Source organism: Micromonospora sp. L5, from assembly GCF_000177655.2.
Classification (GTDB): domain Bacteria; phylum Actinomycetota; class Actinomycetes; order Mycobacteriales; family Micromonosporaceae; genus Micromonospora; species Micromonospora aurantiaca.
On the sequence record NC_014815.1, the window covers coordinates 6714369 to 6736563 of the forward strand.

The following is a 22195-nucleotide window of genomic DNA, read 5'->3' on the forward strand; positions in this document are numbered from 1 at the left end:
CCCCCGCGGCAGCCGGTACAGCTTAGCGCAGGATCTTCGCACCGTGCGCAGAGGCCCCTCCCGCGCCGCACGCCACGCCCCCTAGAGCGTCCTAGGAGGGTGGCGTGCGGCGACAAGCGGCGACCAGAGGTCAGCCGTGGGCCTTGCCTCGGCCGCCGGGGCCGAGCTTCTTGCGCGGGCGTACCGAGATCTCGATCGGGCTGCCCTCGTAGCCGAACTCCTCGCGGAGCTTGCGCTCGACGAAGCGCTGGTAGCCGGCGTCCAGCGGCCCGGTGGTGAACAGCACGAAGCGCGGCGGGGCCGCTCCGGCCTGGGTGGCGAACAGGATGCGTGGCGCGCGTCCGCCGCGTACCGGGTGCGGGGTGGCCTGGACCAGCGCGGTGAGCCACTGGTTGAGCTGCGCGGTCGGGATGCGCGTCTCCCAGCTGGCCAGGGCCTTGCGCAGCGCGGGCGCGAGCTTGTCGACGGCGCGGCCGGTCTTCGCGGACAGGTTCAGCCGGATCGCCCAGGGGATGCGTCGCAGCTCCCGGTCGATCTCCTTGTCCAGGTAGTAGCGGCGGTCGCCGTCGACCAGGTCCCACTTGTTGAACGCGATGACCAGCGCCCGGCCGGACTCGACCACCATGGTGAGGATCCGCTGGTCCTGCTCGCTGATCACCTCGCTGGAGTCGATCAGCACCACGGCGACCTCGGCCGCCTCGATCGCCGAGGCGGTGCGCAGGCTGGCGTAGTACTCGGTGCCGCTGGCCTTGCCGACCCGCTTGCGCAGACCGGCGGTGTCGACCAGCTGCCACGTCTCGCCGCCGATCTCGACCAGGCTGTCGACCGGGTCGACTGTGGTGCCCGCGACCGAGTCGACGACCGCCCGCTCCTCGCCGGAGAAGCGGTTGAGCAGGCTGGACTTGCCGACGTTGGGGCGGCCGACCAGGGCTACCCGGCGCGGGCCGCGCGGCCGGTTCTCCACGATCTTCGGCGCCTCTGGTAGCGCGTCCAGGATGGCGTCGAGCAGGTCGCCGGAGCCGCGGCCGTGCAGCGCCGACACCGGGAACGGCTCACCGAGGCCGAGCGACCACAGCGAGGTCGCCTCCATCTCGATGGTGGTGTTGTCGGCCTTGTTCGCGACCAGGATGACCGGCTTGGCGCTGCGGCGCAGCATCTTCACCGCGGCCTCGTCCACGTCGGTCGAGCCGACCATGGCGTCCACCACGAACAGCACCACGTCGGCGGTGACCACCGCGATCTCGGCCTGGGCGGCGATGGCCGCGGCCCGGTCCTTGGCGTCGGGTTCCCAGCCGCCGGTGTCCACGACTGTGAACGCCCGGCCGTTCCACTGCGCGTCGTAGGGCACCCGGTCCCGGGTCACGCCGGGGATGTCCTCCACGACCGCCTGCCGACGGCCGATGATGCGGTTGACGAGCGTGGACTTGCCGACGTTGGGGCGGCCGACCACTGCCACCACGGGCTGCGGGCCGGTCGGCTCACCGGAGTCGGCCTCCGGCTCGCGCAACTCCACCCAGCCTTCGAAGTCCTCGCTCACGCGGCACCCCGCTCGGTGAGCATGTCCCGCAGACGCGCCACGACCTCGTCGATGCCCAGCTCGGTGGTGTCCAGCACCACCGCGTCGGGGGCCTGCTGCAGCGGGTTGACCTTGCGGGTCGAGTCGAGCCGGTCCCGGCGGGCCAGGTCGGCAGCGGTCGCCGCGACGTCGGCGGCGTCCTCGGCGCTGCGCCGCTTCGCGCGCGCCGCCTCGGAGGCGGTCAGGTACACCTTCAGGTCCGCATCCGGCGCGACCACCGAGCCGATGTCCCGGCCTTCGACCACGATCCGACCCGCGTCGGCGATCACCCGCCGCTGCCGGTCCACGAGCAGCTCGCGTACGGCGGCGACGGCGGCCACCGCGGAGACGGCTCCGGTCACCTCGGCGCCGCGGATGGCTGTGGACACGTCGGTGCCGTCGACTGTCACGGCGTACCCCTGGGGGTCGGTGCCGATGCCGAGGTCGGCCTCGGCGGCGACCTTTGCCACCGACTCGGCGTCGGTGAGTTCCACGCCGGAGCGCAGGACCGCCCAGGTCAGCGCCCGGTACATGGCGCCGGTGTCGAGGTAGCGGGCGCCGAGGCCCGTGGCCAGTCGCCGCGACACGGTGGACTTACCCGAACCGGACGGCCCGTCCACAGCGACCACGCATCGCCCGGCCGGTACGTTTTCCTCCACCGTTGTCCTCCTCAGCCCGTACCTCGCGGGTCGCCCGGTTTGCCGGGCGCCGTTGAGCGGATGTTCCGTCTTGAATCATGCCCGCGCCGCGCGGGCGTCCCACCGGGCCGGCGTGTGCCGGCCCGCGGACCGCGTCGAAGCCTACCGGGAGCCGTACCCCGATCGTCGGGGTCAGTCACCCACGGCCTTGAACAGGGCGGCGACCTCCGCGTTGGTCAGCCGCCGCATCCGCCCGGTGCGCAGGTCGCCGAGCTTGATCGGACCGATCGAGGTACGGATCAGACGGCTCACCGGGTGTCCCACCTCGGCCATCAGGCGCCGGACGATGTGCTTGCGCCCCTCGTGCAGGGTCAGCTCCACCTGGGCGGTTTTGCCAAGCGTGTCGACCACCTTGAACCCGTCGACCTTCACCGGCCCGTCCTCCAGCTCGACGCCGGCGGTCAGCCGCTTGCTCAGGTTGCGCGGGATCGGCCCGGCCACCTCGGCGAGGTAGGTCTTGAGTACCTCGTACGACGGGTGCATGAGCTTGTGGGCGAGAGTGCCGTCGTTGGTGAGCAGGAGCAGGCCCTCGCTGTCGGCGTCCAGTCGCCCGACGTGGTAGACCCGCTGCTCCAGCCGCGCGCCGATGAAGTCGGCGAGCTCGGTGCGGCCCTTCTCGTCGGCCATGGTGGTGACCACCCCGCGCGGCTTGTTCATCGCCACGTAGACCAGGCGGACGTCGGCCTGGAGCCGCTCTCCGTCGACGACGATCACGTCGCGGGCCGGGTCGGCCTTGTCGCCGAGCTGCGCCACCCGCCCGTTGACTGTGACCCGGCGCCGGAAGATCAGGTCTTCACAGGCGCGCCGGGAACCCACCCCCGCGGCGGCGAGCACCTTCTGGAGGCGCTCGGCGCCCTCGTACACGGGGGCGTCGGGCTTCGGGGCACGGTCATCGCGTCGCATCGGCAAGCTCTTCTACGTCGTCGGGAAGGAACGGGGCGAGCGGCGGCAGGTCGTCCACCGAGTTCAGCCCCAGCTTCTCCAGGAACATGGTGGTGGTCCGGTAGAGGTAGGCGCCGCTGTCCGCTTCGGTGCCGCACTCCTCGACCAGGCCGCGACCCACCAGGGTACGGAGCACCCCGTCGCAGTTGACACCCCGGATGGCCGAGATGCGCGAACGGGTCACCGGCTGCCGGTAGGCAACCACGGCGAGGGTCTCCAGCGCGGCCTGGGTCAGCCGCACGGACTGCCCGTCCAGTACGAACCGTTCCACGTACGTCGCGTATTCCGGCCGGGTGTAGAGACGCCAGCCACCCGCGGCCCGGCGCAGGTCGAACCCGTGCCCGGCCGCTGTGTATCCGGCGGCGATCTCGTCGAGCATCGCGCCGACCCGTTCCGGCGCCTGTTCGAGGATCTCGGCCAGGACCAGCTCGCTGACCGGCTGGTCCACCACGAGCAGGATCGCCTCCAGGGCGCCGCGCAGCTCCGCGTCGTCCAGGACGGGCGCGGGCGCCGGTTCCGGCACGGCCCGCCGCCGTCCCCGCTTAGGGGGTACGCCGTCAGCCCCCGCTCCCCCGCCCGCCCGCGGCGCCGCTTCCTGCGCGGCCTCGGCGACGTCCCGCCCGACGTCGTCCGTCCCGGCCTCTCCCGAGATCTTGGTACGGTCCCGCCCTCCGAGGGGCGTCCCCGCACCAAGATCCCCCTGAACCGTGGCGATCTTGGAAGGAATGGGCCCCTCTGGGGGCCCTTCGCTTCCAAGATCCGCCGAGGAATCCGGTGTCGCGTCGAGATCTGCTTCCCGGTAACCGGCGGTGTCCGCGATCTCGGGTGCCGGGTGCTCGGCGGGCGGGTCGGAGTCGTCCGGCGCCGGCTTGGGCGGGGCGGGGCGCTCCCACGGGGGCACCCAGGCGGCGGCCTGGTCGGCCAGGGAGTCGCGCCGTTCCTCGTCGCTCATCCGTTCACTCCTGCGTCGGTGCGGGTTCGTCCGCCGCCTCGATGGGCACGGCGGCGTCGGATGCGGCGGCTGCGGCGACGTCGCCCGGCACGGTGGCGCCAGCGGATTCGGCGGCATCGCCGGCCACCGCGGCAGCGTCCTCGGCCGGAGCAGCCGGGTCGTCGGGCGGCGCGGCGGGGACGGACGTGGTCGTGGGTTCGGGGCTGCCGGCGTACTCGTCGACTGTCAGCTCGGCATCGCCGTCGGCCGGGCCGGTCCAGCGGACAGTGAGTTCCTCCAGCGCCTGCTCCTGCACGAACGCCACAAGCCCCTGCCGGTACAGCTCCAGCAGCGCCAGGAACCGGGCCACCACCTCGAGCGTCATCTCGCAGTCGGCGCAGAGCAGCGAGAACGTGGCGATCCCGGCGCGGCGCAGCCGGTCGGCGATGATGCCGGCGTGTTCCCGGACGCTGACCCGGACCATGTGCACGTGGGCGATTGAGACCTCGGGTACCGGTTTCGGGCTCATCGCCTTGACCGCGAGCTTGCGCAGCCGCTCCGGACCGATGCCGAGTACCAGGTCGGGCAGCGCCTCGGCGTACCGCGGTTCGAGTGTGACCGCCCGCGGGTAGCGCCGGCCGCCGACCGCCTCCAGCTCGGCGATGTGCGCGGCGGCCTCCTTGTACGCCTTGTACTGCAGCAGCCGGGCGAACAGCAGGTCCCGCGCCTCCAGCAGCGCCAGGTCCTCCTCGTCCTCGACCTCGGCCGAGGGCAGCAGCCGGGCCGCCTTCAGGTCCAGCAGTGTCGCGGCGACGAGCAGAAACTCGCTCGTCTCGTCCAGGTCCCACTGGTCGCCCATGGCGCGCAGGTACGCGATGAACTCGTCGGTGACCTTGTGCAGCGCGACCTCGGTGACGTCCAGCTTGTGCTTGCTGATCAGCTGGAGCAGCAGGTCGAACGGGCCGGTGAAGTTGTCGAGCCGGACCGTGAAGCCACTCGTCTGTTCGCCGGTGCCCGGCTCGGCGGGCACCACACCGTCGACCTCGGCGGCCAGCTCCGCGGCGACGGCGGGGTCGCCGGGGCCGTGCGGCGGGTCGAGGGGCGGTGCGGTCACCGGGAAACCGTAGACGACGCGGCGGGCGGCCGGCGTGCGCCCTACCGGTCCGCCTGGGCGGCGATGACCTCCCGGGCGAGCTGCCGGTAGTTGCGCGCGCCGGAGGAGGCCGGGTCGAGGGTGGTGATCGGTGCACCGGCCACCGTGGACTCGGGGAACTTCACCGTCTTGGTGATGACGGTCTGGTAGACCTTGTCGCCGAACGCCTCGACCACCCGCTGGAGCACCTGGCGGCAGTGGGTGGTGCGGCTGTCGTACATGGTGGCGAGGATGCCTTCGAGTTCCAGGTCGAAGTTGAGCCGCTCGCGCACCTTGTCGATGGTGTCGAGCAGCAGCGCCACACCGCGCAGACTGAAGAACTCGCACTCCAGCGGGATGAGCACGCCGTGCGCGACGGTCAGCGCGTTGATCGCCAGCAGGCCCAGCGAGGGCTGGCAGTCGATCAGGATGAAGTCGTACTCCTTGCGGATGGTCCGCAGCACCCGCGCCAGGGCCATCTCCCGGGCGACCTCGTTGACCAGCTGGATCTCGGCGGCGGAGAGGTCGATGTTGGCGGGCAGCAGGTGCAGCCCGGCCACGTCGGTCTTGATGAGGACGTCCTCGGCGGTGACGTCGTCCTGCATCAGCAGGTTGTAGACCGACAGGTCCAGGTTGTGCGGGTTGACGCCCAGCCCGACGGAGAGGGCGCCCTGCGGGTCGAAGTCGACGAGCAGCACCTTGCGGCCGTACTCGGCCAGGGCCGCGCCCAGGTTGATGGTCGTCGTGGTCTTGCCGACGCCGCCCTTCTGGTTGGCCATCGCGATGATCCGCGCCGGGCCGTGCCGGTCGGTCGGCATGGGTTCGGGGATCGGCTTGCGCATGGTGTACGCGGCCGGGTCGGCGGGGCCGAGATCGGCACCGAGCGTCGCCTGCTGCTCACGGAGCTCCGACGTCCAGGTCTCGGCACGGTCACCGTTTCCTGCCATGTCCTCGTTGCCCCCTCCCGACGACCACCCGGCGTCGGAGCCGTCCGACGTCCCTCGCGGCGCCGCTGCGCACCCCCGGTCCGTCGTACCTGGAGGCCCGCGCCGATGCCGACTGTACGCCACCGGCCAGCAGCGCGTTCGGTAGCGGGTCGGCGTGTCGGCCGCCCGTCAACCAGGTCCGGCCACGTCGGCACTCAGCGGGCGCGGGGGTGGGCTGTCGCGTACACCTCGCGCAGCCGCTCCACAGTCACCAGCGTGTAGACCTGGGTGGTGGTCACCGAGGCGTGGCCGAGCAGTTCCTGCACCACCCGCACGTCCGCGCCGCCGTCGAGCAGGTGGGTGGCGTACGAGTGGCGCAGCGTGTGCGGGGAGACCGCGTCGGGACCGTCGACCGGCAGGCCGGCACGTGCGGCGGCGGTACGCAGCACGGCCCAGGCGCCCTGCCGGGTGAGCGGGCCGCCACGCGCGTTCACGAACACCGCGTGGGTGCCGCGCCCGGCGGCGAGCAGCGCCGGGCGGCCCCGGACCAGCCAGGCGCGCAGCGCGTCGGCCGCGTACCCGCCGACCGGGACCAGCCGCGTCCGGCCGCCCTTGCCGCGCAGCAGCACCGTGCCGGCGTCCAGGTCGAGGTCGTCGACGGCCGCGCCGACCGCCTCGGAGATGCGCGCGCCGGTGCCGTACAGGAATTCCAGCAGCGCCCGGTCGCGCAGCGCGCGGGCGGCGGCGTCGCCGCTGGCGCCGGGTGTGCCGGCGGCCTCCAGCAGCCGCAGGACCGCGTCGACGGGCAGCGCGCGGGGCAGCCGTCGCGGCGGCGCGGGCGGCCGGACGTCGCGGCTGGGGTCGGCGCCGGCGAGTCCCTCGCGCAGCGCGAAGCGGTGCAGGCCGCGGACCGCGCTGGCCGCGCGGGCGGCGGAGGAGACGGCGAGCGGCGGGTGGTCGTCGTCGCCGGCGCGCAGCCGGGCCAGGTGGGCCTCGACCTGCGCGGGCCCGGCGGCGGCCAGGTCGTCCACCCCGGCTGCGGCCAGTGTGGCGAGGTAGCGGTCCAGGTCCCGGCGGTACGAGGCGAGCGTGTTCGCGGACAGCCCGCGTTCGACGGTGAGGTGGTCCAGGTAGGTCCGGACCGCACGGCGCAGGGCCGGCGCGGGTTCCGCGCCGGCCCTGCGCACAGCGGCGTCGGTCAGCTCAGCACCTCATCCAGCGGCAGCACGTCCATGCCGTGCGCCTCGGCGACCGGGCCGTAGACGACCTTGCCGGCGTGGGTGTTCAGACCGAGGGCCAGCGCCGGGTCGTTGCGCAGCGCCTGCTGCCAGCCCTGGTTCGCCAGTTCGAGGGCGTACGGCAGGGTGACGTTCGTCAGCGCGTAGGTGCTGGTGTTCGGCACCGCACCGGGCATGTTCGCCACGCAGTAGAAGATCGAGTCGTGGACCTTGTAGACCGGGTCGGCGTGCGTGGTCGGGCGCGAGTCCTCGAAGCAGCCGCCCTGGTCGATGGCGATGTCGACGAGGACGCTGCCCGGCTTCATCCGGGAGACCAGCTCGTTGGAGATGAGCTTCGGGGCCTTCGCGCCGGGCACCAGCACCGCGCCGATGACCAGGTCCGCGTCGAGCACGGCCCGCTCGATCTCGTACGCGTTGGAGGCGACGGTCTGCAGGTGGCCCCGGTAGATGGCGTCGGCCTGGCGCAGCCGGGCCACGTTCTTGTCCAGCAGCAGCACCTCGGACTGGAGGCCGAGCGCGATGGCGGCGGCGTTCAGGCCGGACACGCCCGCGCCGATGACCACGGTCTTGGCCGCGTACACACCGGAGACGCCGCCGGGCAGCACGCCCCGCCCGCCGCCGGTACGCATCATGTAGAAGGCGCCCACCTGCGGGGCGAGGCGGCCGGCCACCTCGGACATCGGGGCGAGCAGCGGCAGCGAGCGGTCGGGCAGCTCGACCGTCTCGTACGCGATGCCGGTGACCTTCCGGTCGACCAGCGCGTCGGTGCACTCGCGGGACGCGGCCAGGTGCAGGTAGGTGAACAGCACCTGCCCCTCGCGCATCCGGTGGTACTCCTCGGCGATCGGCTCCTTGACCTTCAGCACCAGATCGGCGGTGTCCCACACCTCGTCGGCGGTGGCCAGGATCTTCGCGCCGGCGGCGGCGAACTCGTCGTCGGTGATGCTGGAACCGACTCCGGCGCCTGCCTCCACGAAGACCTCGTGGCCGTGGCGGGTGAACTCGTTGACGCCGGCGGGCGTGATCGCCACCCGGTACTCGTGGTTCTTGACCTCGCGGGGGATTCCGACCTTCACGATGCAGACACCTTCCTCCGGGGCGGCTCACCCCCGACTGCGCGGCCGCGCCGGCTCCGTTGCCGGCGCGGTCCGCCTGTCCCGCCGGCGGCAGTCTAGGCCCGTGGGAAGCCCACGGGCGGCGACACTGTGACATCCGGTGCCCGCTGGTCCTGACGGTGTGTCAGGCATGCCCCGGACTGCCCGGTGGAGACGCCATCCGCCGAGAGGACAAAGTTCGATGACATCTTCCCATCGGCTGAGCGGCGAGGCCGACAGGACGTGAACCGATCACTATTGTGTCCGCTCATGACCACTCCTTATCAGCAGTACCCGCAGGGCGTCTCCGACAAGAGCAAGGTCGTCGCGGGTGTGCTTCAGATCCTGCTCGGCGGCTTCGGCATCGGCCGGTTCTACATGGGCGACACCAAGACCGGTGTCATCCAGCTCATCGTCACGCTCGTGACGTGCGGCTTCGGCGCGATCTGGGGCCTCGTCGACGGCATCCTGATCCTCGTCAACGGCGGTGTCGACGGGCAGGGACGCCCTCTGCGCGACTGACCACAGGCGCACGGAAGGGGCCGCCCGGCGCAGTGCGCCGGGCGGCCCCTCGTCGTTTGCGGATCAGCGCGGCAGCGGCGCCTCCGGGCGGCGCAGCTCGGTGAAGCCGGTGTCGCGGGCGCGGGCGGCGGCGAGCAGCCCGGCCACGCAGGACGCGTTGGTGATCTCGCCGGCCAGCACCATCCGCACCGCCTCGTCCAGGTCCACGCGGACCACCTGGAGGTCGGCCTCCTCGTCGTGCCGGTCGTGCCGCTGATCGGCCGGCACGTCGGCGAGGTCGCGGGCCAGGAACACCCGCACCACCTCGTCGGCGAAACCGGGCGAGCTGTGCAGGTCGACGAGCACGTCGACACGTCCGGCGGTCAGGTCCGCCTCCTCGGCCAGTTCCCGCAGCGCGGCGGCGGCCAGGTCCTCGCCGCCGACGTCCATCAGCCCGGCGGGCAGCTCCCACAGGTGCCGGCCGACCGGGTGCCGGTACTGGCGGATCAGCACCACCTGACCGGCGTCGTCGAGCGCCACCACGGCGACCGCGCCGACGTGCCGCACGTAGTCGCGGGTCGCGCTGCCGCCGCCGGGCATGGTGACGTCGTCGCTGACCACGGAGAAGATCCGGCCGGACCAGATCTCCCGGCGGCCGGTCACCTCGTACCGGTGCTCGACGCCGCTCACGCCGCCTCCCCGCGCGCCCGCGCGGACCGGCCGCTCACTTCGCGGACGCCTTCGCGCCACCGCCGCGGCCGGCCTTCTTCGACGCGCCGTCCAGGTCCACCGGCAGCTGGTCGGCCTGCGAGTACGCCACGGCGGCGCCGACGAACGCGGCGAACAGCGGGTGCGGCCGGGTGGGGCGGCTCTTGAGCTCCGGGTGCGCCTGGGTGGCCACGAAGAAAGGGTGCAGGTTGCGGTCCAGCTCGACGAACTCGACCAGCCGCCCGTCCGGCGACGTGCCGGAGATGGTCAGACCGGCCTTGGTGAGCTGGTCGCGGTAGGCGTTGTTCACCTCGTACCGGTGCCGGTGCCGCTCGCTGACCTCGGTGCTGCCGTACGCCTCGGCGACGATCGAGCCCTCGGCCAGCTTCGCCGGGTACGCCCCGAGCCGCATGGTGCCGCCCAGGTCGCCGCGCCCGGCGACGATGTCCTCCTGGTCGGCCATGGTGGCGATGACCGGGTGCACGGCCTCCTCGTCGAACTCCAGCGAGTTCGCCCCGTCGAGGTTGGCCAGGTGCCGGGCCACCTCGATGGTCATGCACTGGAGGCCGAGGCAGAGGCCCAGCAGCGGGATGCCGTTCTCCCGCGCGTACCGGGCGGTGCCGACCTTGCCCTCGATGCCGCGGACGCCGAAGCCGCCGGGGATCACGATGCCGTCGACGCCGGACAGCGCGGCGGCGGCGCCCGCCGGGGTCACGCAGTCGTCGCTGGGCACCCACTTGAGCTGCACCCGGGCGCGGTGGCCGAACCCGGCCGCCCGGATCGCCTCGCTCACCGACAGGTACGCGTCGGGCAGGTCGACGTACTTGCCGACCAGCGCGACGGTGATCGTGTGCCGGGGCTGGTGCACCCGCTCCAGCAGGTCGTCCCAGCGGGTCCAGTCCACGTCGCGGAACGACAGGCCGAGCCGGCGCACCACGTACGCGTCGAGGCCCTCGCGGTGCAGCACCTTCGGGATGTCGTAGATGCTCGGCGCGTCCGGCGCGGCGGTGACCGCCTCCCGGTCGACGTCGCAGTACAGCGACAGCTTCTCCTTGACCTTCTCCGGGATCTCCCGGTCGCAGCGCAGCACCAGCGCGTCGGGCTGGATGCCGATGCTGCGCAGCTGCGCCACCGAGTGCTGGGTCGGCTTGGTCTTCAGCTCGCCCGACGGCGCCAGGTACGGCACCAGCGACACGTGCAGGTAGAAGCAGTTGTCCCGGCCCAGGTCGTGGCGGATCTGCCGGATCGACTCCAGGAACGGCAGCGACTCGATGTCGCCGACAGTGCCGCCGACCTCGGTGATCACCACGTCGGGCACCTGGCCGTCCGCGTCCGGGTCGGCCATGCCGCGGATGCGGGCCTTGATCTCGTTGGTGATGTGCGGGATGACCTGCACCGTGTCGCCGAGGTACTCCCCGCGCCGCTCCTTGGCGATCACCGCCGAGTAGATCTGGCCGGTGGTGACGTTCGCCTTGCCGGAGAGGTCCCGGTCGAGGAACCGCTCGTAGTGCCCGACGTCGAGGTCGGTCTCGGCGCCGTCCTCGGTGACGAAGACCTCGCCGTGCTGGAACGGGTTCATCGTCCCGGGGTCGACGTTCAGGTACGGGTCGAGCTTCTGCATCACCACGCGCAGTCCGCGCGCGGTCAGCAGACTGCCGAGGCTGGAGGCGGTGAGGCCCTTACCCAGCGAGGAGGCGACGCCCCCGGTGACGAAAATGTGCCTGGTCGTCCGTGCTGTTGGGGCCAAGGCCTGCTCCCGTGTCGTCCGTAGCGGTCGTGCGAACCGCCGTGCCGATCAGCAGAGTGATCACGCGATCCACGGGATTCCACGGTAACACCATCCGGACCGTGAGCCGGCGTCGCACCCGCTGTCGGCGCACGTGAGGCCGGTGCCGGCCCTCCCCCGGCGCTCCCCTGGCCCTCTCCCGGCCCTCCTCCGGCCCTCCTCCGGCCCTCCTCCGGCCCGGGTCCGGCCCGGGTCCGGCCCCTTGATCGACACCAGCTCGCCGATGTGGTGCCTTCCACCGGGCCTCGACCCCGCCACCTCCCCGACCTGGCGGGTGGCAGACCTGGCGGGCCGCGCGGGCGGGGTCAGCGGGCAGGGATGTCCGAGGACGCCGGGGTCGGCTGTGCGGGCACCGGCGCCCCGCGGGCCGTGCCAGCGGCGCGCGGCCCGTCCGGCGCCTCCGTGCCAGCGGACCGCGTTCCGTCCGTCCCAGCGGGGCGCGGCCCGTCCGGCGCCTCCGTGCCTGCGGAGTCCTGCCCGTCCGGTCCGGCCGGCTCCCCGGCCTCCCCCGGGTCGCCGGCCGCACCGTCACCGTCCGCACCGTCACCGGCCGAGCCGTCGCCCGCCGACCGACCACCACCCGCACCGTCGCCACCCGCACCGTCGCCGGCCGCACCGTCGCCACCCGCACCGTCGCCGGCCGCACCGTCGCCACCCGCACCGTCGCCGGCCGGGCCGCCGGCCGCGCCGCCCCTGGAGGAGTCGTCCGGGCCGCCCGGTGGGACCGCGCCCGTCTCGCCGCCGCCACGCCCGCTGTCGGGCACCGTACGGTCGGTGGAGTGGTCGAGCACCCGCAGCGCCGCCAGGGCCGCCATGGGCACCACGAGGGCCGCCGCCGCGCCGGCCACGTCCAGCGCCGACCCGCCGAGGAGGCCGCCCAGCCCGACGGCCACGCCGGTGCCGGCCATCGCCGCCCGGATCGCCGGGTAGATGCCGAACAGCCGCATCAGCCCGCCCCAGGGCTGGAGCAGCGCGAGCCAGACCAGCGCGGCCCCGGCCAGGGCCAGCACGGTCAGTGGGCTGTTCACCAGTGTCTGGATGTTGGAGCTGCTGGACCGGTGCACGGTGAGCCCGCCGGTGCCGTCGCCCACAGCGGCCAGGAACCGGCCCAGGCTGCCCCGCTCGTCCGCGGGACGGCCGAGGTCGACCAGGGCGAAGCCGACGGTGACCGTCAGCGCGGCCATGGTCGCCCAGGCCAGCCGGCTCACTGTCAGCCAGCCGCCGCTGCAGATCGCGGCCGCGACGCTGACCCCGGCGGTGAGCGCGATCGCGCCGATCGAGTCGGCCCCCAGGTACGGGCTGCCCACTATCACCACGGCGAGCCCGCCGACCGTCACCATCACCATCGGCCGCCAGCCCTTGCGGAACCGCTGGGCGAGCCAGCCGCCGCACAGCAGCGCCCCGGCGATGAACACGCCCAGCCCGACGGTGCCGAGCCCGGCGTACCGGCCACCCTCCAGCGCCGAGTAGCCGACCACGCCGTTGAGCTGCAACCGGGAGCCGGTGAGCACGTCCACTCCGACGACGAGCGTGGCCAGCCCGGCGACCGCCCCGAGCGGACCGAGCGTGCGCTCGTGTCCGGGACTGAACCGGACCGCGGCGGTGCCGCCGACGATGAGCAGCGCGGTCACCGAGGCGTACCAGAGGCCCGCGTGGTCGCCGCGCCACCAGGGCACGGCGTCGGCGAGCAACGCTGCGGGCACTGCCAGCGCGGCGGCGATCAGCAGCAGCTCCACCACCGCCACGATCCGCGGGGACACCGGTTCCGGCCCGTGCGGTCCGGCGAGCCGGCGGGCGCGGCGCAGCAGCGGCAGCACCGCCACCGCGAGGGCGAGCTGGGCGGCGGCGAGCAGCGTGAAGAACCAGCCGGCGACGCGGCGCTGGGCGGCTGCCTCCCGGTCCGCGTCGGCCGGCGCCTCGATCGCGGCCCGCAGGTCGTCCGGCCGGTCGTCGACAGTCACCGCGGGCCGGCCGAGGAACGCCCGTTCCGGCATCGGCTTGTCGAGCACGGCGAGCACGGTCGGGGCCAGGTCGATCAGTTGCAGGTAGCCGGACCGGGCGGTGCTGGGCGAGGTCAGCCAGCCGCCCTCCCAGCCGGGTCCGTCGGCGATCGCGACGTGCAGCCGCGCCGGGGAGTCGGTGTCGGACACGCCCGCGACGAGCACCAGCGAGCGCGGCGGCCGGGCGGCGAGCACCCGGGCCAGCCGGGCGTCGGCCTGCCGCGCCTGGGCGGCCCGTACCTCCGGGTCGTCGTCGTCGACGGTGCCGACGTCGACGATGCTCAGCACGCAGGAGCCGAGCAGTTCCGCCGGCTTCTCCGGGAGCGTGGGCGCGTACCTGTCGACCCGGCCGAACGGGCGGGCGGCGGCCACGGCGGCACCCGGACCGACGGCCACCGAGCAGCGCACCGACTCGGCCAGCGCGCCGGGTGTGGCGCCCCAGGAGAGCTGCTCCTGGTTGTGCGCCACCGCGCTGGGCTGGTCGGGCAGGTTCGCGCCGATGCCGTCGGGCCGCTCGACTGTCACACCGGTGGCCGGGCAGCCACCGCCCGGGCGGGCGCCGGGCCAGGCGGCGAAGTTCCCCGCGCCGAGCGTGAGCCAGCCGTCGACCGGGCAGGTGGGGCGGTGCGCGGAGCGTACCGAGAGCGACCCGATCGCACCCTGCTCGGCCATCCGCCACAGCGTCGGCGTGTTCTCCGGGTCGACGTCGTCCCACCGTAGGCCCGCCGCGCCGACGAGCACCACGAAGTCGGCGCCGGGCCGGGTCGCACCCTCGTCCGGGCGGGCGGAGAGCGCGGTGATGCCCAGCGCCACCACGACCAGCGTCAGCAGCACCGGGGTCAGTCTGCGCAGCATCAGCGGTTCCCGGTGGAGAGCTGGGGTGTCAGCTCGGCGTAGAGGCCGGCGAGCGCGGCCACGGTGTCCGCCTCGGTGGGCCAGGTCGCGGCCCGCGCCAGGCCGCGACGGCCCAGATCGGCCCGGCGTACGGGGTCGTCGAGCAGGTCGCGCACGGCCGCGTCGACGGCGTCCACGTCGCCCGGCGGCACCAGCACCGCCGCGTCGCCGACCAGGTCCGGCAGCCCGCCGACGGCGGTCGCGACGAGCGGTACGCCCGCCCGCAGCGCCTCCTGCGCGAACAGCTGGCGAGCCTCCCAGTCGCTCGTCACCACCGCCAGGTCGGCGGCGCCCAGCAGGTCCGCCACGTCGGTGCGGTGCCCGAGCAGCGTCACCGGCGCGCGGGCGGCCGAGATCCGGGCGGCCAGCGGCAGGTACGCCGGACCGCTGCCGGCGATCACCACGAGCGGGGCGGGAGTACGGGTCCGCCAGCGGGCGGCGGCGTCGATCAGCACGTCGTACCGCTTCTGCGGGTGCAGCCGGCCCACCGAGAGAATCAGCTGCTGGTCGGCGGCGACGGCGAACTCGGCGCGTACCGCCGTGCGGCGGCGCCGCGGCGCGGGCAGCGCCGGCGCCGCGACCGGGGCCAGGCGGGCGTCGGCGGCGCCGAGGGAAGCGGCGCGGTCGACAAGGTCGGCGGAGGCGCCCAGCGCGACCCGCACGGACCGGGCGACGACCCGCTCGACCAGCCGGGACACCGCGCCGCGCAGGCCACCGGCGAGGACCGCGTTGTGCCAGGTGACGACCAGCGGCGCGGCGGGACGGGCGAGCGCGGCCACCAGGCCGGCGCGCAGCCCGTGCGCGTGCACCACGTCGACGGGTGTGTCAGCGAGCGCCCGGCGCAGCGCGGTGACCGCGCGCGCGTCGCCCGGCGTGGGGCTGGCCGGGATCTCCACCGGCGTGAACCGGGCCCCGGCGCCGGTGAAGTCGAACTGTTCCTCGGTGGCGGCCGGGCCGCAGACCAGCACGGACGCGCCGGCCTCGGTCAGCCCACGGGTGATCGAGCGCACGTGCTGCCCGACCCCGCCGGTGCTGGAGGCGAGCACCAGGGCCACCGACCCGGGCCAGCGCGGTGCCGGCGAGGCGTCCGTCATGAGGAAACGGTCTCCCTTCCGTCACCCCGCTCGCCGGGGTGCTGCTGCGCCGGCGGGCCGTCGTCCCCGCCGGCCGGGCGTCGCCGGCGCAGCCGGCGGGTCACGGTCGCGAGCAGCGGCCGCAGGTCGCGGGCGTCGGTCAGCCAGGCGACGGCGAGGAACAGGACACCGACCACGACCCCGGACAGCATGCCCTGCGCGAGGGCCCACGGTGTCGTCGGGGTGCCGTCACCGAGCCCGGCGAGTCCCGCCGAGACGGCCGCTCCGCCGGCACCGGCGACGACGGCCGCGAGCAGCCCGGCGGCGCCGGCCCGGCCGACACCGGCCAGCGCCTCGCCACCGGCGGCCCGCCGGACCGCGGCGATCAGCAGCACGCCGAGCAGCAGCATGCCGGCCGAGGTCGCCAGCGTCACCGCGAGCACCCGGTCGGCCAGCGGCGCCACCTGCGCGGACACCACGGCGAGCGCGGGCACGCTGAGCCAGCCGAGCGCTGTGGCCACTGTGGCCGCGCGGGTCTCTCCCCGCGCGTACAGCGCGCGGGTGAGCACCGCGAACAGGCCGTAGCCGACCAGGCCGGGCGCGAAACCGGCGATCCCGGCCGCCGCGGTACGCGCGTCGAGCGCATCGGAGAAGAAGAAGTGCCCGACCGGGATCGCGGTGCCGACGAGCGCGGCGGCGCCGAGCAGGCTGAGCAGCACGACCCCGCGTACCGCCGAGGCCAGGGTCTCCCGGTAGGCGCGCTCGTCGCCGGTGGCCCGGGCCGCGACGAGCGTCGGGTACGCGGCCACCGCGAGCGGCACGGCCAGCACCGCCCAGGGCAGGAAGTAGACGGTCTGGGCGAGGTTGTAGACGCTGACGTCGGCGGTCCGGCCGTAGGTGACCTGGTTGAGCGCGACGACCAGGGCGATCTGCTGGGCGGCCACGGTGACCGCCCCAGCAACCACCAGACCGCCGACCCGGGCGCGGGCGTCGGCAGGGAAGCGGTAGCCCGGTCGGATCCGCAGCCGCAGGCGGCGCACCGGGATCAGCAGCGACAGCGAGAGCACCACCACGCCGAGCGTGGTGCCGGCGGACAGCAGCAGCTCGCCGCCGCGTCCGGCCTCCCCGATCGTGGCCAGCCGCCCCTGCTGCGCGGTGAAGCCCAGGTAGACGGCGATGACCGTGACGCTCGACAGCAGCGGCGCGATCACCGGCCAGGCGAAGCGGCGGTGCGCCTGGAGCACACCGGTCAGCACGATCCCCACGCCGTACAGCGGCAGCTGCGGCGCGAAGACCCGCAGCATCCGCGCCCCGGATGCCTGCTGGGCCTCGCTGAGACCGTTCCCGATCAGGCCCGGCAGCGGGTCGGCGAACAGCGCCAGCAGCACCGCCAGCGGGACCAGCAGGCTCAGCGTCCAGGTCAGCAGCGCGCCGGTGGTGGCGGCCACCGCGCGCCGGTCACCCGCCTCGACGGCGCCGGCCAGCAGCGGTACGACGAGACTGGCGAGCGCCCCACCGGCGACGATCTCGAAGATGAAGTTCGGGACGTAGTTGGCCACCAGGTAGGCGCTGCCGAGATCGGTGGGGCCCAGCATCCAGGTGAACACGGCGGTACGGCCGAAGCCGGCGAGCCGGCTGAGGACGGTGAGGACGGCGATGAGGGCGGCCGCCCCGGCGACCCGGCCGGCGGCGGCGAGAGGAGCCGGTTTCGTCACGTCAGTCCGGGAGCCGGCCCAGCTCGTCGAGGTGCCGCAGTCCCGGGGTCCGCGCGATGACCTGGGTGAAGCTGACCTTCTCGCTGGCCGCGGTGAGCGCGGCGAGCACGGCCAGCACGCCGGCCCGGCCCAGCGGCCCGGTACGCGCGGCGAGGCTCACGCCGAGCAGCGCGCCGAGCGCGTTGGCGCCGCTGTCGCCCACCATGACGCGCTCGCCGAGGTCGTCGCCGACCAGCGCGGCCGACGCGCCCACGGCGCCCGCGGCGAGGCCGCCGTACGGGCCGGCGGTCAGCGGCGCGCCGAGCAGCATGCCGGACTTCAACGCCCGGCCGGGCCGCAGGTCGAGCAGGTTGACCAGGTTGGCGGTGCCGGCCACCACGCCGGCGCCGAGCAGCACGTCGAGCCCGCGGCCGAACGCACCGGCCTGCTGGCGGCGCGGGTGCGCGGCGACCCGCCGGTCGGCGGCGAGCAGCGCGGCGGCGCCCAGCCCGGCCACGCCCACCCCGGCGACCTTGACCATCCCGGCGGTGACCTGACCCTCGCGCAGCGCGGCGAGATGCCCGGCGAACCCCTTCGCGGCCTTCTGTTCGGGGCGGGCGCCGACCACGTCGTCGTAGAGGCCGACAGCGCCCGCGCCGAGCCCGGCGACGAGCGCGGCGGCGCCGGCCGGGGCGCTACCGGCGCCCAGCGCGGCCCCGGTGGCCGCGCCGACGGCCAAAGCCGGACCGGCGGCCAGGGTCACCGTGCGGCCCCGGTAGTTGGTGCGCTCCAACGCCGGCCCGCCCGGCGACGTACGCGTCTGACGCAGCACGTAGCGGGCGGCCAGCGCTCCCGCGCCCACGGCCAGCAGCCGACCCAGTCTCACGGGACCTCCTCGATCCGGACTTCGAACGCGACGCGGGCACGGACCGGGCGGCCCGGAGCGGTCACCGGGGCAGTGTAGGCACCCGGGCGGCGGCGTTGTCGCCCACGCCGTACTGGCCGGTCTTCTTCTCGGTGAGCTGCTGCGCCAGGGCGAGGCTGGTGACCAGCTGGCCCTGCACGGTGTTGGCGTTGTCGACGGTGGAGATGGTCTGCGACAGCACCGGGTCGCCGCGGACCACGGAGACCAGGTTCCCGCCGGTCGAGCCCATGCCGGCGACCACGAGCGCGCCGGCCCGGTCGAACTGCTCGGCGATCTTCACCACCGACTCGTCCTTCTTCGCCGAGTCCTTGTCCACGTACGGCTGGCCGGTGACCATCACCACCGCCTCGGCGGCGGTGGAGATCCGGTCCGCCGGGGTGAGGTAGCCGGCGGTGGCGTACTGCTCCAGCACGGCGCGCCGGTCGGCGTCGCTGACCGGCGGGCTCCCGGCCGGGCGGTCCACCAGCACGTTGGCCAGCAGCGCGCTGGAGGTCTCCACGCCGTGCCCGTTACCGGGCAGGTTGCCGGTGGGGGCGCTGTTCGGGCGGGCGGCGGTGACCGCCAGCTCCAGCAGGTTGTTGTTGCTGTCCGGGTTGACGAACTTGTCCTGCACGTCGATGCGGCCGGTGACGTCGGCGCCGGCGGTCTGGAGCATCTTCACCACGCCCTCGGCCTGGTCCCGGCCGCTGGGCAGGGTGAGCACCAGCACCCGGCGGCCGGTCAGCTTGCCGGGCAGGACGAGCTGGGCCATCTCGGCGGCGAAGTCCTCCTCGGTCTCCAGCTGCTTCTGCATGCTGTTGACCGACTGGCGCATCAGCGAGTTGTCCTTGCGCAGGCCGTTGACGTTCTCCCGGAGCGAGTCGGCGACCGGCCCGTTGAGGGCGGCTGTGCCGACCACCAGGCCGATCGCCAGCGCCAGGAACACCGCGGTCAGGGACACCACGTGGTAGCGAAAGTTGATCACGCTTGCAGCCTCTTGATCGTCGGGGAGCTAGAAGAGCTGGCCGAGCTGGAACACGAAATTGTCCCACCATTCGGAGACCACGCCCAGATACGCCTTCCCGACGGTGGAGACCGCCACCGCGGAGGCCATCGCGGCCACCGCCGACAGGACCAGCAGCAGCAGCGACGACCCGGAGATGCTCTGCCGGTAGAGCCGGCTGACGCCCTTGGCGTCGACCAGCTTGCCACCGACCTTCAGCCGGGTCAGGAACGTCGACGCCATGCCGCCGCGCCCCTTGTCGAGGAACTCCACCAGGGTGGCGTGCGTGCCGACCGCCACCAGCAGCGACGCGCCCTTCTCGTCGGCCAGCAGCATGGCCAGGTCCTCGCTGGTGGCCGCCGCCGGGAAGGTGATCGCCGGTACGCCGAGCCCGTTGACCCGGGCCAGGCCCGGCGCCCGCCCGTCCGGGTAGGCGTGCACGATCACCTCGGCGCCGCAGCGCAGCACGTCGTCGGTGACCGAGTCCATGTCCCCGATGATCATGTCTGGGGTGTAGCCCGCCTCGACCAGCGCGTCGGCGCCGCCGTCCACGCCGATGAGCACCGGCTTGAACTCCCGGATGTACGGGCGCAGCACGTCCAGGTCGGCCTTGTAGTCGTAGCCGCGCACCACGATCAGGCAGTGCCGGCCCTGGATCTGGGTCTGGATCTCCGGCACGCCGACGCCGTCGAGCAGCAGGTCGCGTTCCTGGCGCAGGTAGTCCATCGTGTTGGCGGCGAACGCCTCCAACTGCACCGACAGGCCCTCCCGGGCGTCGGCCATCGACTTGGCCACTGTTTCGGCGTCCTGCAACGAGCCGTGCGCGACCGGATCGTCGCCGACGAAGACGGTGTTGCCCTCGATGCGGACCCGGTCGCCCTCGCGGACCTGCTCGAAGACGCTCTCGCCGAGGTCGTCCAGCAGCGGGATGCCGGCCGAGACCAGCACCTCCGGGCCGAGGTTGGGATAGCGGCCGGAGACCGACGGCTTGGCGTTGAGGACCGCCGCCACACCCACCGCGACGAGCGAGTCGGCCGCCACCCGGTCCAGGTCGACGTGGTCGATGACCGCGATGTCGCCGGGTCGCAGCCGCCCGACCAGCCGTTTCGTCCGGCGGTCGAGGCGCGCGGTGCCGACGATGGAGCCCGGCTCCGGGTTCCGGCTCCGGCGCAGTGTGGGTAGACGCATCGTGACCATCCTGGCATGTGAGGCAGGTTTTGCTGTCGCGACATGCCTGAGCAGGGCCGCCTACCCAGGGAAGCACACCGGAACCCGCGCCGGTGTGCTTGCGCTCACAATCGGGGTATCACGGACGCCTTTCCTTGGCCGCCACGGCCAGGAGCTCCTCGGCATGGGCGATACCCAGATCCGAGTCCGGCAAACCGGCGAGCATCCGGGCCAGTTCCCGGGCGCGCTCGGTGTCCTCCACCACGCGCACCCCGCTCGTGGTGACCGCTCCCCCGGTGTCCTTGGCCACCACCAGATGCCGGTCGGCGAACGCGGCGACCTGCGGCAGGTGCGTGACCACGAGCACCTGGTGACTGCGGGCCAGCCGGGCCAGCCGACGGCCGATCTCCACCGCGGCCTGGCCGCCGACACCGGCGTCGACCTCGTCGAACACCAGCGTGGGCGGGCCGCCGGAGCCGGCGAAGACCACCTCGATGGCGAGCATCACCCGGGACAGCTCACCGCCGGACGCGCCCTTCTGCAACGGCAGCGCCGGCGCGCCCGGGTGCGCCAGCAGCCGCAGCTCCACCTCGTCGGCGCCGTCCGCGCCGACGCCGGTCTCGACGCCGTTGACCGGCAGGCTCGGCTCGGACCGGCCCGCCGGTCGCGGCAGCACCGCCACCTCGATGCGGGCGTGCGGCATCGCCAGCCCGGCCAGCTCGACTGTCACCTCCTCGGCGAAGCGGACCGCCGCCTCCCGCCGGGACGCCGACACCCGGCCGGCCAGGTCGGCCACCTCACCGGCGAGCCGGGTCGCCTCGCGGTCCAGCTCGTCCAGCAGCTCGTCGGAGGTGTCCAGATCGGACAGCCGCGTGCGGGCCCGCTCGGCCCACGCCACCACGCCGTCGACGTCGTCGGCGTACTTGCGGGTGAGCGCGCGCAGCGCGGCCCGCCGCTCGTAGACGGTCTGCAGGCGGGCCGGGTCGGCGTCCAGCGCGGCCAGGTAGGCCGACAGCTCCGCGGCCACGTCGGTGACGAGCGTGGCCGCCTCCTCCAGCCGGGCCGCCAGCTCACCCAGCGCCGGGTCGGTGCCGGCCTGCGCCTCCAGCGTGCGCCGCGCGGTGCCGAGCAGCACCGTCGCGTCCGGCGTCTCGTCGGTCGCCTCGACGCCGCCGGCCACGCACTGCTGCGCCACCTGCGCGGCGGTACGCAACCCCTCGGCGTGCTCCAGCCGCTGCGCCTCGGCCTTCAGCTCGTCGTCCTCCCCCGGCTGCGGGTCGACCCGGGTGATCTCGTCCAGGCCCAGCCGCAGCAGGTCGGCCTCCTGGTTGCGCTCGCGGGCGTTGCGCCGCCGGTCGGCCAGGTCGTCGACGACGGTGCGCCACCGGGCGTACGTCTCGCGCAGCGCGTCGAGCAGCTTCTCGTGCTCGGGCCCGGCGAACCGGTCGAGCGAGGCGCGCTGCTCGGCCGGGCGCAGCAGCCGCAGCTGGTCGGACTGGCCGTGCACTGCGAGCACCTGCTCGCCGACCTCGCCGAGCGTGGACACCGGCATGGCGCGCCCGCCCAGGTGCGCCCGGGAGCGGCCCTCGATGGTCACGGTGCGGCTGAGCAGCAGCGAGCCGTCCTCGTCGGGCTCGCCGCCGGCGTCGAGGATGCGGGCGTGCACCGCCTCGGCCACCCGGCCGCTCAGGCGCAGCCGGCCCTCCACCGCCGCGCGGCCCGGCTGGGCGCGCACCCGGCCGGCGTCGGCGCGGCCGCCGAAGAGCAGGCCGAGGCCGGTCACCACCATGGTCTTGCCGGCGCCGGTCTCGCCGGTGATGACGTTCATCCCCGCGGCCAGCGGCAGCGTGGTGTCCTCGATGACGCCCAGTCCGGTGATGCGCAGCTCTTCCAGCACAGCACCCGACAGTAGCCCCGCCGTGTGACAGTTGACCAGCCGGCAGGGCGAG

General features: G+C 74.1%; 18 protein-coding genes. 1 reads left to right on the forward strand and 17 read right to left on the reverse strand.

The genetic code is table 11. The features are described 5' to 3' along the window. Positions 1-130: 130 nt before the first annotated feature. The 8 genes from der to ald form a co-directional block, all read right to left on the reverse strand. A complete protein-coding gene (gene der, locus ML5_RS30005) occupies positions 131-1537 on the reverse strand; it encodes a ribosome biogenesis GTPase Der (RefSeq protein ID WP_013285600.1) in 1407 nt (468 codons plus the stop codon). Then, positions 1534-2214 carry a (d)CMP kinase gene (gene cmk, locus ML5_RS30010; RefSeq protein WP_013477402.1) on the reverse strand — a complete coding sequence of 227 codons (681 nt, stop codon included), beginning with the start codon at positions 2212-2214 and terminating at the stop codon, positions 1534-1536. Before cmk ends, der begins: the two co-directional genes overlap by 4 nt. A 171-nt stretch (positions 2215-2385) precedes the next feature. Continuing rightward, positions 2386-3156, reverse strand: a complete 771-nt coding sequence (locus tag ML5_RS30015) for a pseudouridine synthase (protein ID WP_013477403.1) — start codon at positions 3154-3156, stop codon at positions 2386-2388. Further along, on the reverse strand, positions 3143-4147 hold the full coding sequence (gene scpB, locus ML5_RS31785) for an SMC-Scp complex subunit ScpB (RefSeq protein ID WP_013477404.1): 1005 nt from the start codon (positions 4145-4147) through the stop codon (positions 3143-3145). The genes ML5_RS30015 and scpB overlap by 14 nt, the downstream gene beginning before the upstream one ends. 4 nt (positions 4148-4151) lie before the next feature. After that, positions 4152-5240, reverse strand: coding sequence for a ScpA family protein (locus tag ML5_RS30025; protein ID WP_013477405.1), 1089 nt, complete (start codon positions 5238-5240; stop codon positions 4152-4154). A 41-nt stretch (positions 5241-5281) separates the two neighbouring features. Beyond that, positions 5282-6205, reverse strand: coding sequence for a ParA family protein (locus ML5_RS30030; RefSeq protein ID WP_013285595.1), 924 nt, complete (start codon positions 6203-6205; stop codon positions 5282-5284). Between the two features lie 194 nt (positions 6206-6399). Further along, complete coding sequence (locus tag ML5_RS30035) at positions 6400-7371, reverse strand: site-specific tyrosine recombinase XerD (protein ID WP_013477406.1); 972 nt, start codon at positions 7369-7371, stop codon at positions 6400-6402. Positions 7372-7382: 11 nt separating this feature from the next. Further along, positions 7383-8498 carry an alanine dehydrogenase gene (gene ald / locus ML5_RS30040; protein ID WP_013285593.1) on the reverse strand — a complete coding sequence of 372 codons (1116 nt, stop codon included), beginning with the start codon at positions 8496-8498 and terminating at the stop codon, positions 7383-7385. Positions 8499-8723: 225 nt separating this feature from the next. On the opposite strand from ald, the gene ML5_RS30045 reads away from it, so the two are divergent. After that, a complete protein-coding gene (locus tag ML5_RS30045; protein ID WP_225319689.1) occupies positions 8724-9038 on the forward strand; it encodes a TM2 domain-containing protein in 315 nt (104 codons plus the stop codon). Positions 9039-9101: 63 nt separating this feature from the next. Here the strand turns inward: ML5_RS30045 and ML5_RS30050 are convergent, their stop codons facing one another. The 9 genes from ML5_RS30050 to recN form a co-directional block, all read right to left on the reverse strand. Then, positions 9102-9707 carry an NUDIX hydrolase gene (locus ML5_RS30050; RefSeq protein WP_013285591.1) on the reverse strand — a complete coding sequence of 202 codons (606 nt, stop codon included), beginning with the start codon at positions 9705-9707 and terminating at the stop codon, positions 9102-9104. Between the two features lie 34 nt (positions 9708-9741). Then, a complete protein-coding gene (locus ML5_RS30055) occupies positions 9742-11472 on the reverse strand; it encodes a CTP synthase (protein WP_013285590.1) in 1731 nt (576 codons plus the stop codon). Between the two features lie 344 nt (positions 11473-11816). Then, positions 11817-14366, reverse strand: coding sequence for a hypothetical protein (locus ML5_RS30060; RefSeq protein ID WP_013477407.1), 2550 nt, complete (start codon positions 14364-14366; stop codon positions 11817-11819). Further along, complete coding sequence (locus ML5_RS30065; protein WP_013477408.1) at positions 14366-15499, reverse strand: glycosyltransferase family 4 protein; 1134 nt, start codon at positions 15497-15499, stop codon at positions 14366-14368. Before ML5_RS30065 ends, ML5_RS30060 begins: the two co-directional genes overlap by 1 nt. Next, complete coding sequence (gene murJ / locus ML5_RS30070) at positions 15496-17193, reverse strand: murein biosynthesis integral membrane protein MurJ (protein ID WP_013477409.1); 1698 nt, start codon at positions 17191-17193, stop codon at positions 15496-15498. Before murJ ends, ML5_RS30065 begins: the two co-directional genes overlap by 4 nt. Position 17194: 1 nt before the next feature. Further along, a complete protein-coding gene (locus ML5_RS30075) occupies positions 17195-18058 on the reverse strand; it encodes a hypothetical protein (RefSeq protein ID WP_013477410.1) in 864 nt (287 codons plus the stop codon). Positions 18059-18119: 61 nt separating this feature from the next. Further along, entirely contained in the window at positions 18120-19061 is a 942-nt protein-coding gene (locus ML5_RS30080) for a copper transporter (protein WP_013285585.1), read from the reverse strand. Positions 19062-19088: 27 nt separating this feature from the next. After that, the gene (gene steA, locus ML5_RS30085) at positions 19089-20267 is read right to left on the reverse strand and encodes a putative cytokinetic ring protein SteA (protein WP_013477411.1); all 1179 of its coding nucleotides are present in this window, start codon (positions 20265-20267) and stop codon (positions 19089-19091) included. A 118-nt stretch (positions 20268-20385) separates the two neighbouring features. Next, on the reverse strand, positions 20386-22143 hold the full coding sequence (recN, locus tag ML5_RS30090; RefSeq protein WP_013285583.1) for a DNA repair protein RecN: 1758 nt from the start codon (positions 22141-22143) through the stop codon (positions 20386-20388). Positions 22144-22195 lie beyond the last annotated feature (52 nt).

Excerpts from the sequence above, each read along its gene's own strand:
- ML5_RS30015 (WP_013477403.1), bottom strand. The coding sequence starts at position 3,156 with ATGCGACGCGATGACCGTGCCCCGAAGCCCGACGCCCCCGTGTACGAG.
- scpB (WP_013477404.1), bottom strand. The coding sequence starts at position 4,147 with ATGAGCGACGAGGAACGGCGCGACTCCCTGGCCGACCAGGCCGCCGCC.
- ML5_RS30030 (WP_013285595.1), bottom strand. The coding sequence starts at position 6,205 with ATGGCAGGAAACGGTGACCGTGCCGAGACCTGGACGTCGGAGCTCCGT.
- ML5_RS30060 (WP_013477407.1), bottom strand. The coding sequence starts at position 14,366 with ATGCTGCGCAGACTGACCCCGGTGCTGCTGACGCTGGTCGTGGTGGCG.
- ML5_RS30065 (WP_013477408.1), bottom strand. The coding sequence starts at position 15,499 with ATGACGGACGCCTCGCCGGCACCGCGCTGGCCCGGGTCGGTGGCCCTG.
- steA (WP_013477411.1), bottom strand. The coding sequence starts at position 20,267 with ATGCGTCTACCCACACTGCGCCGGAGCCGGAACCCGGAGCCGGGCTCC.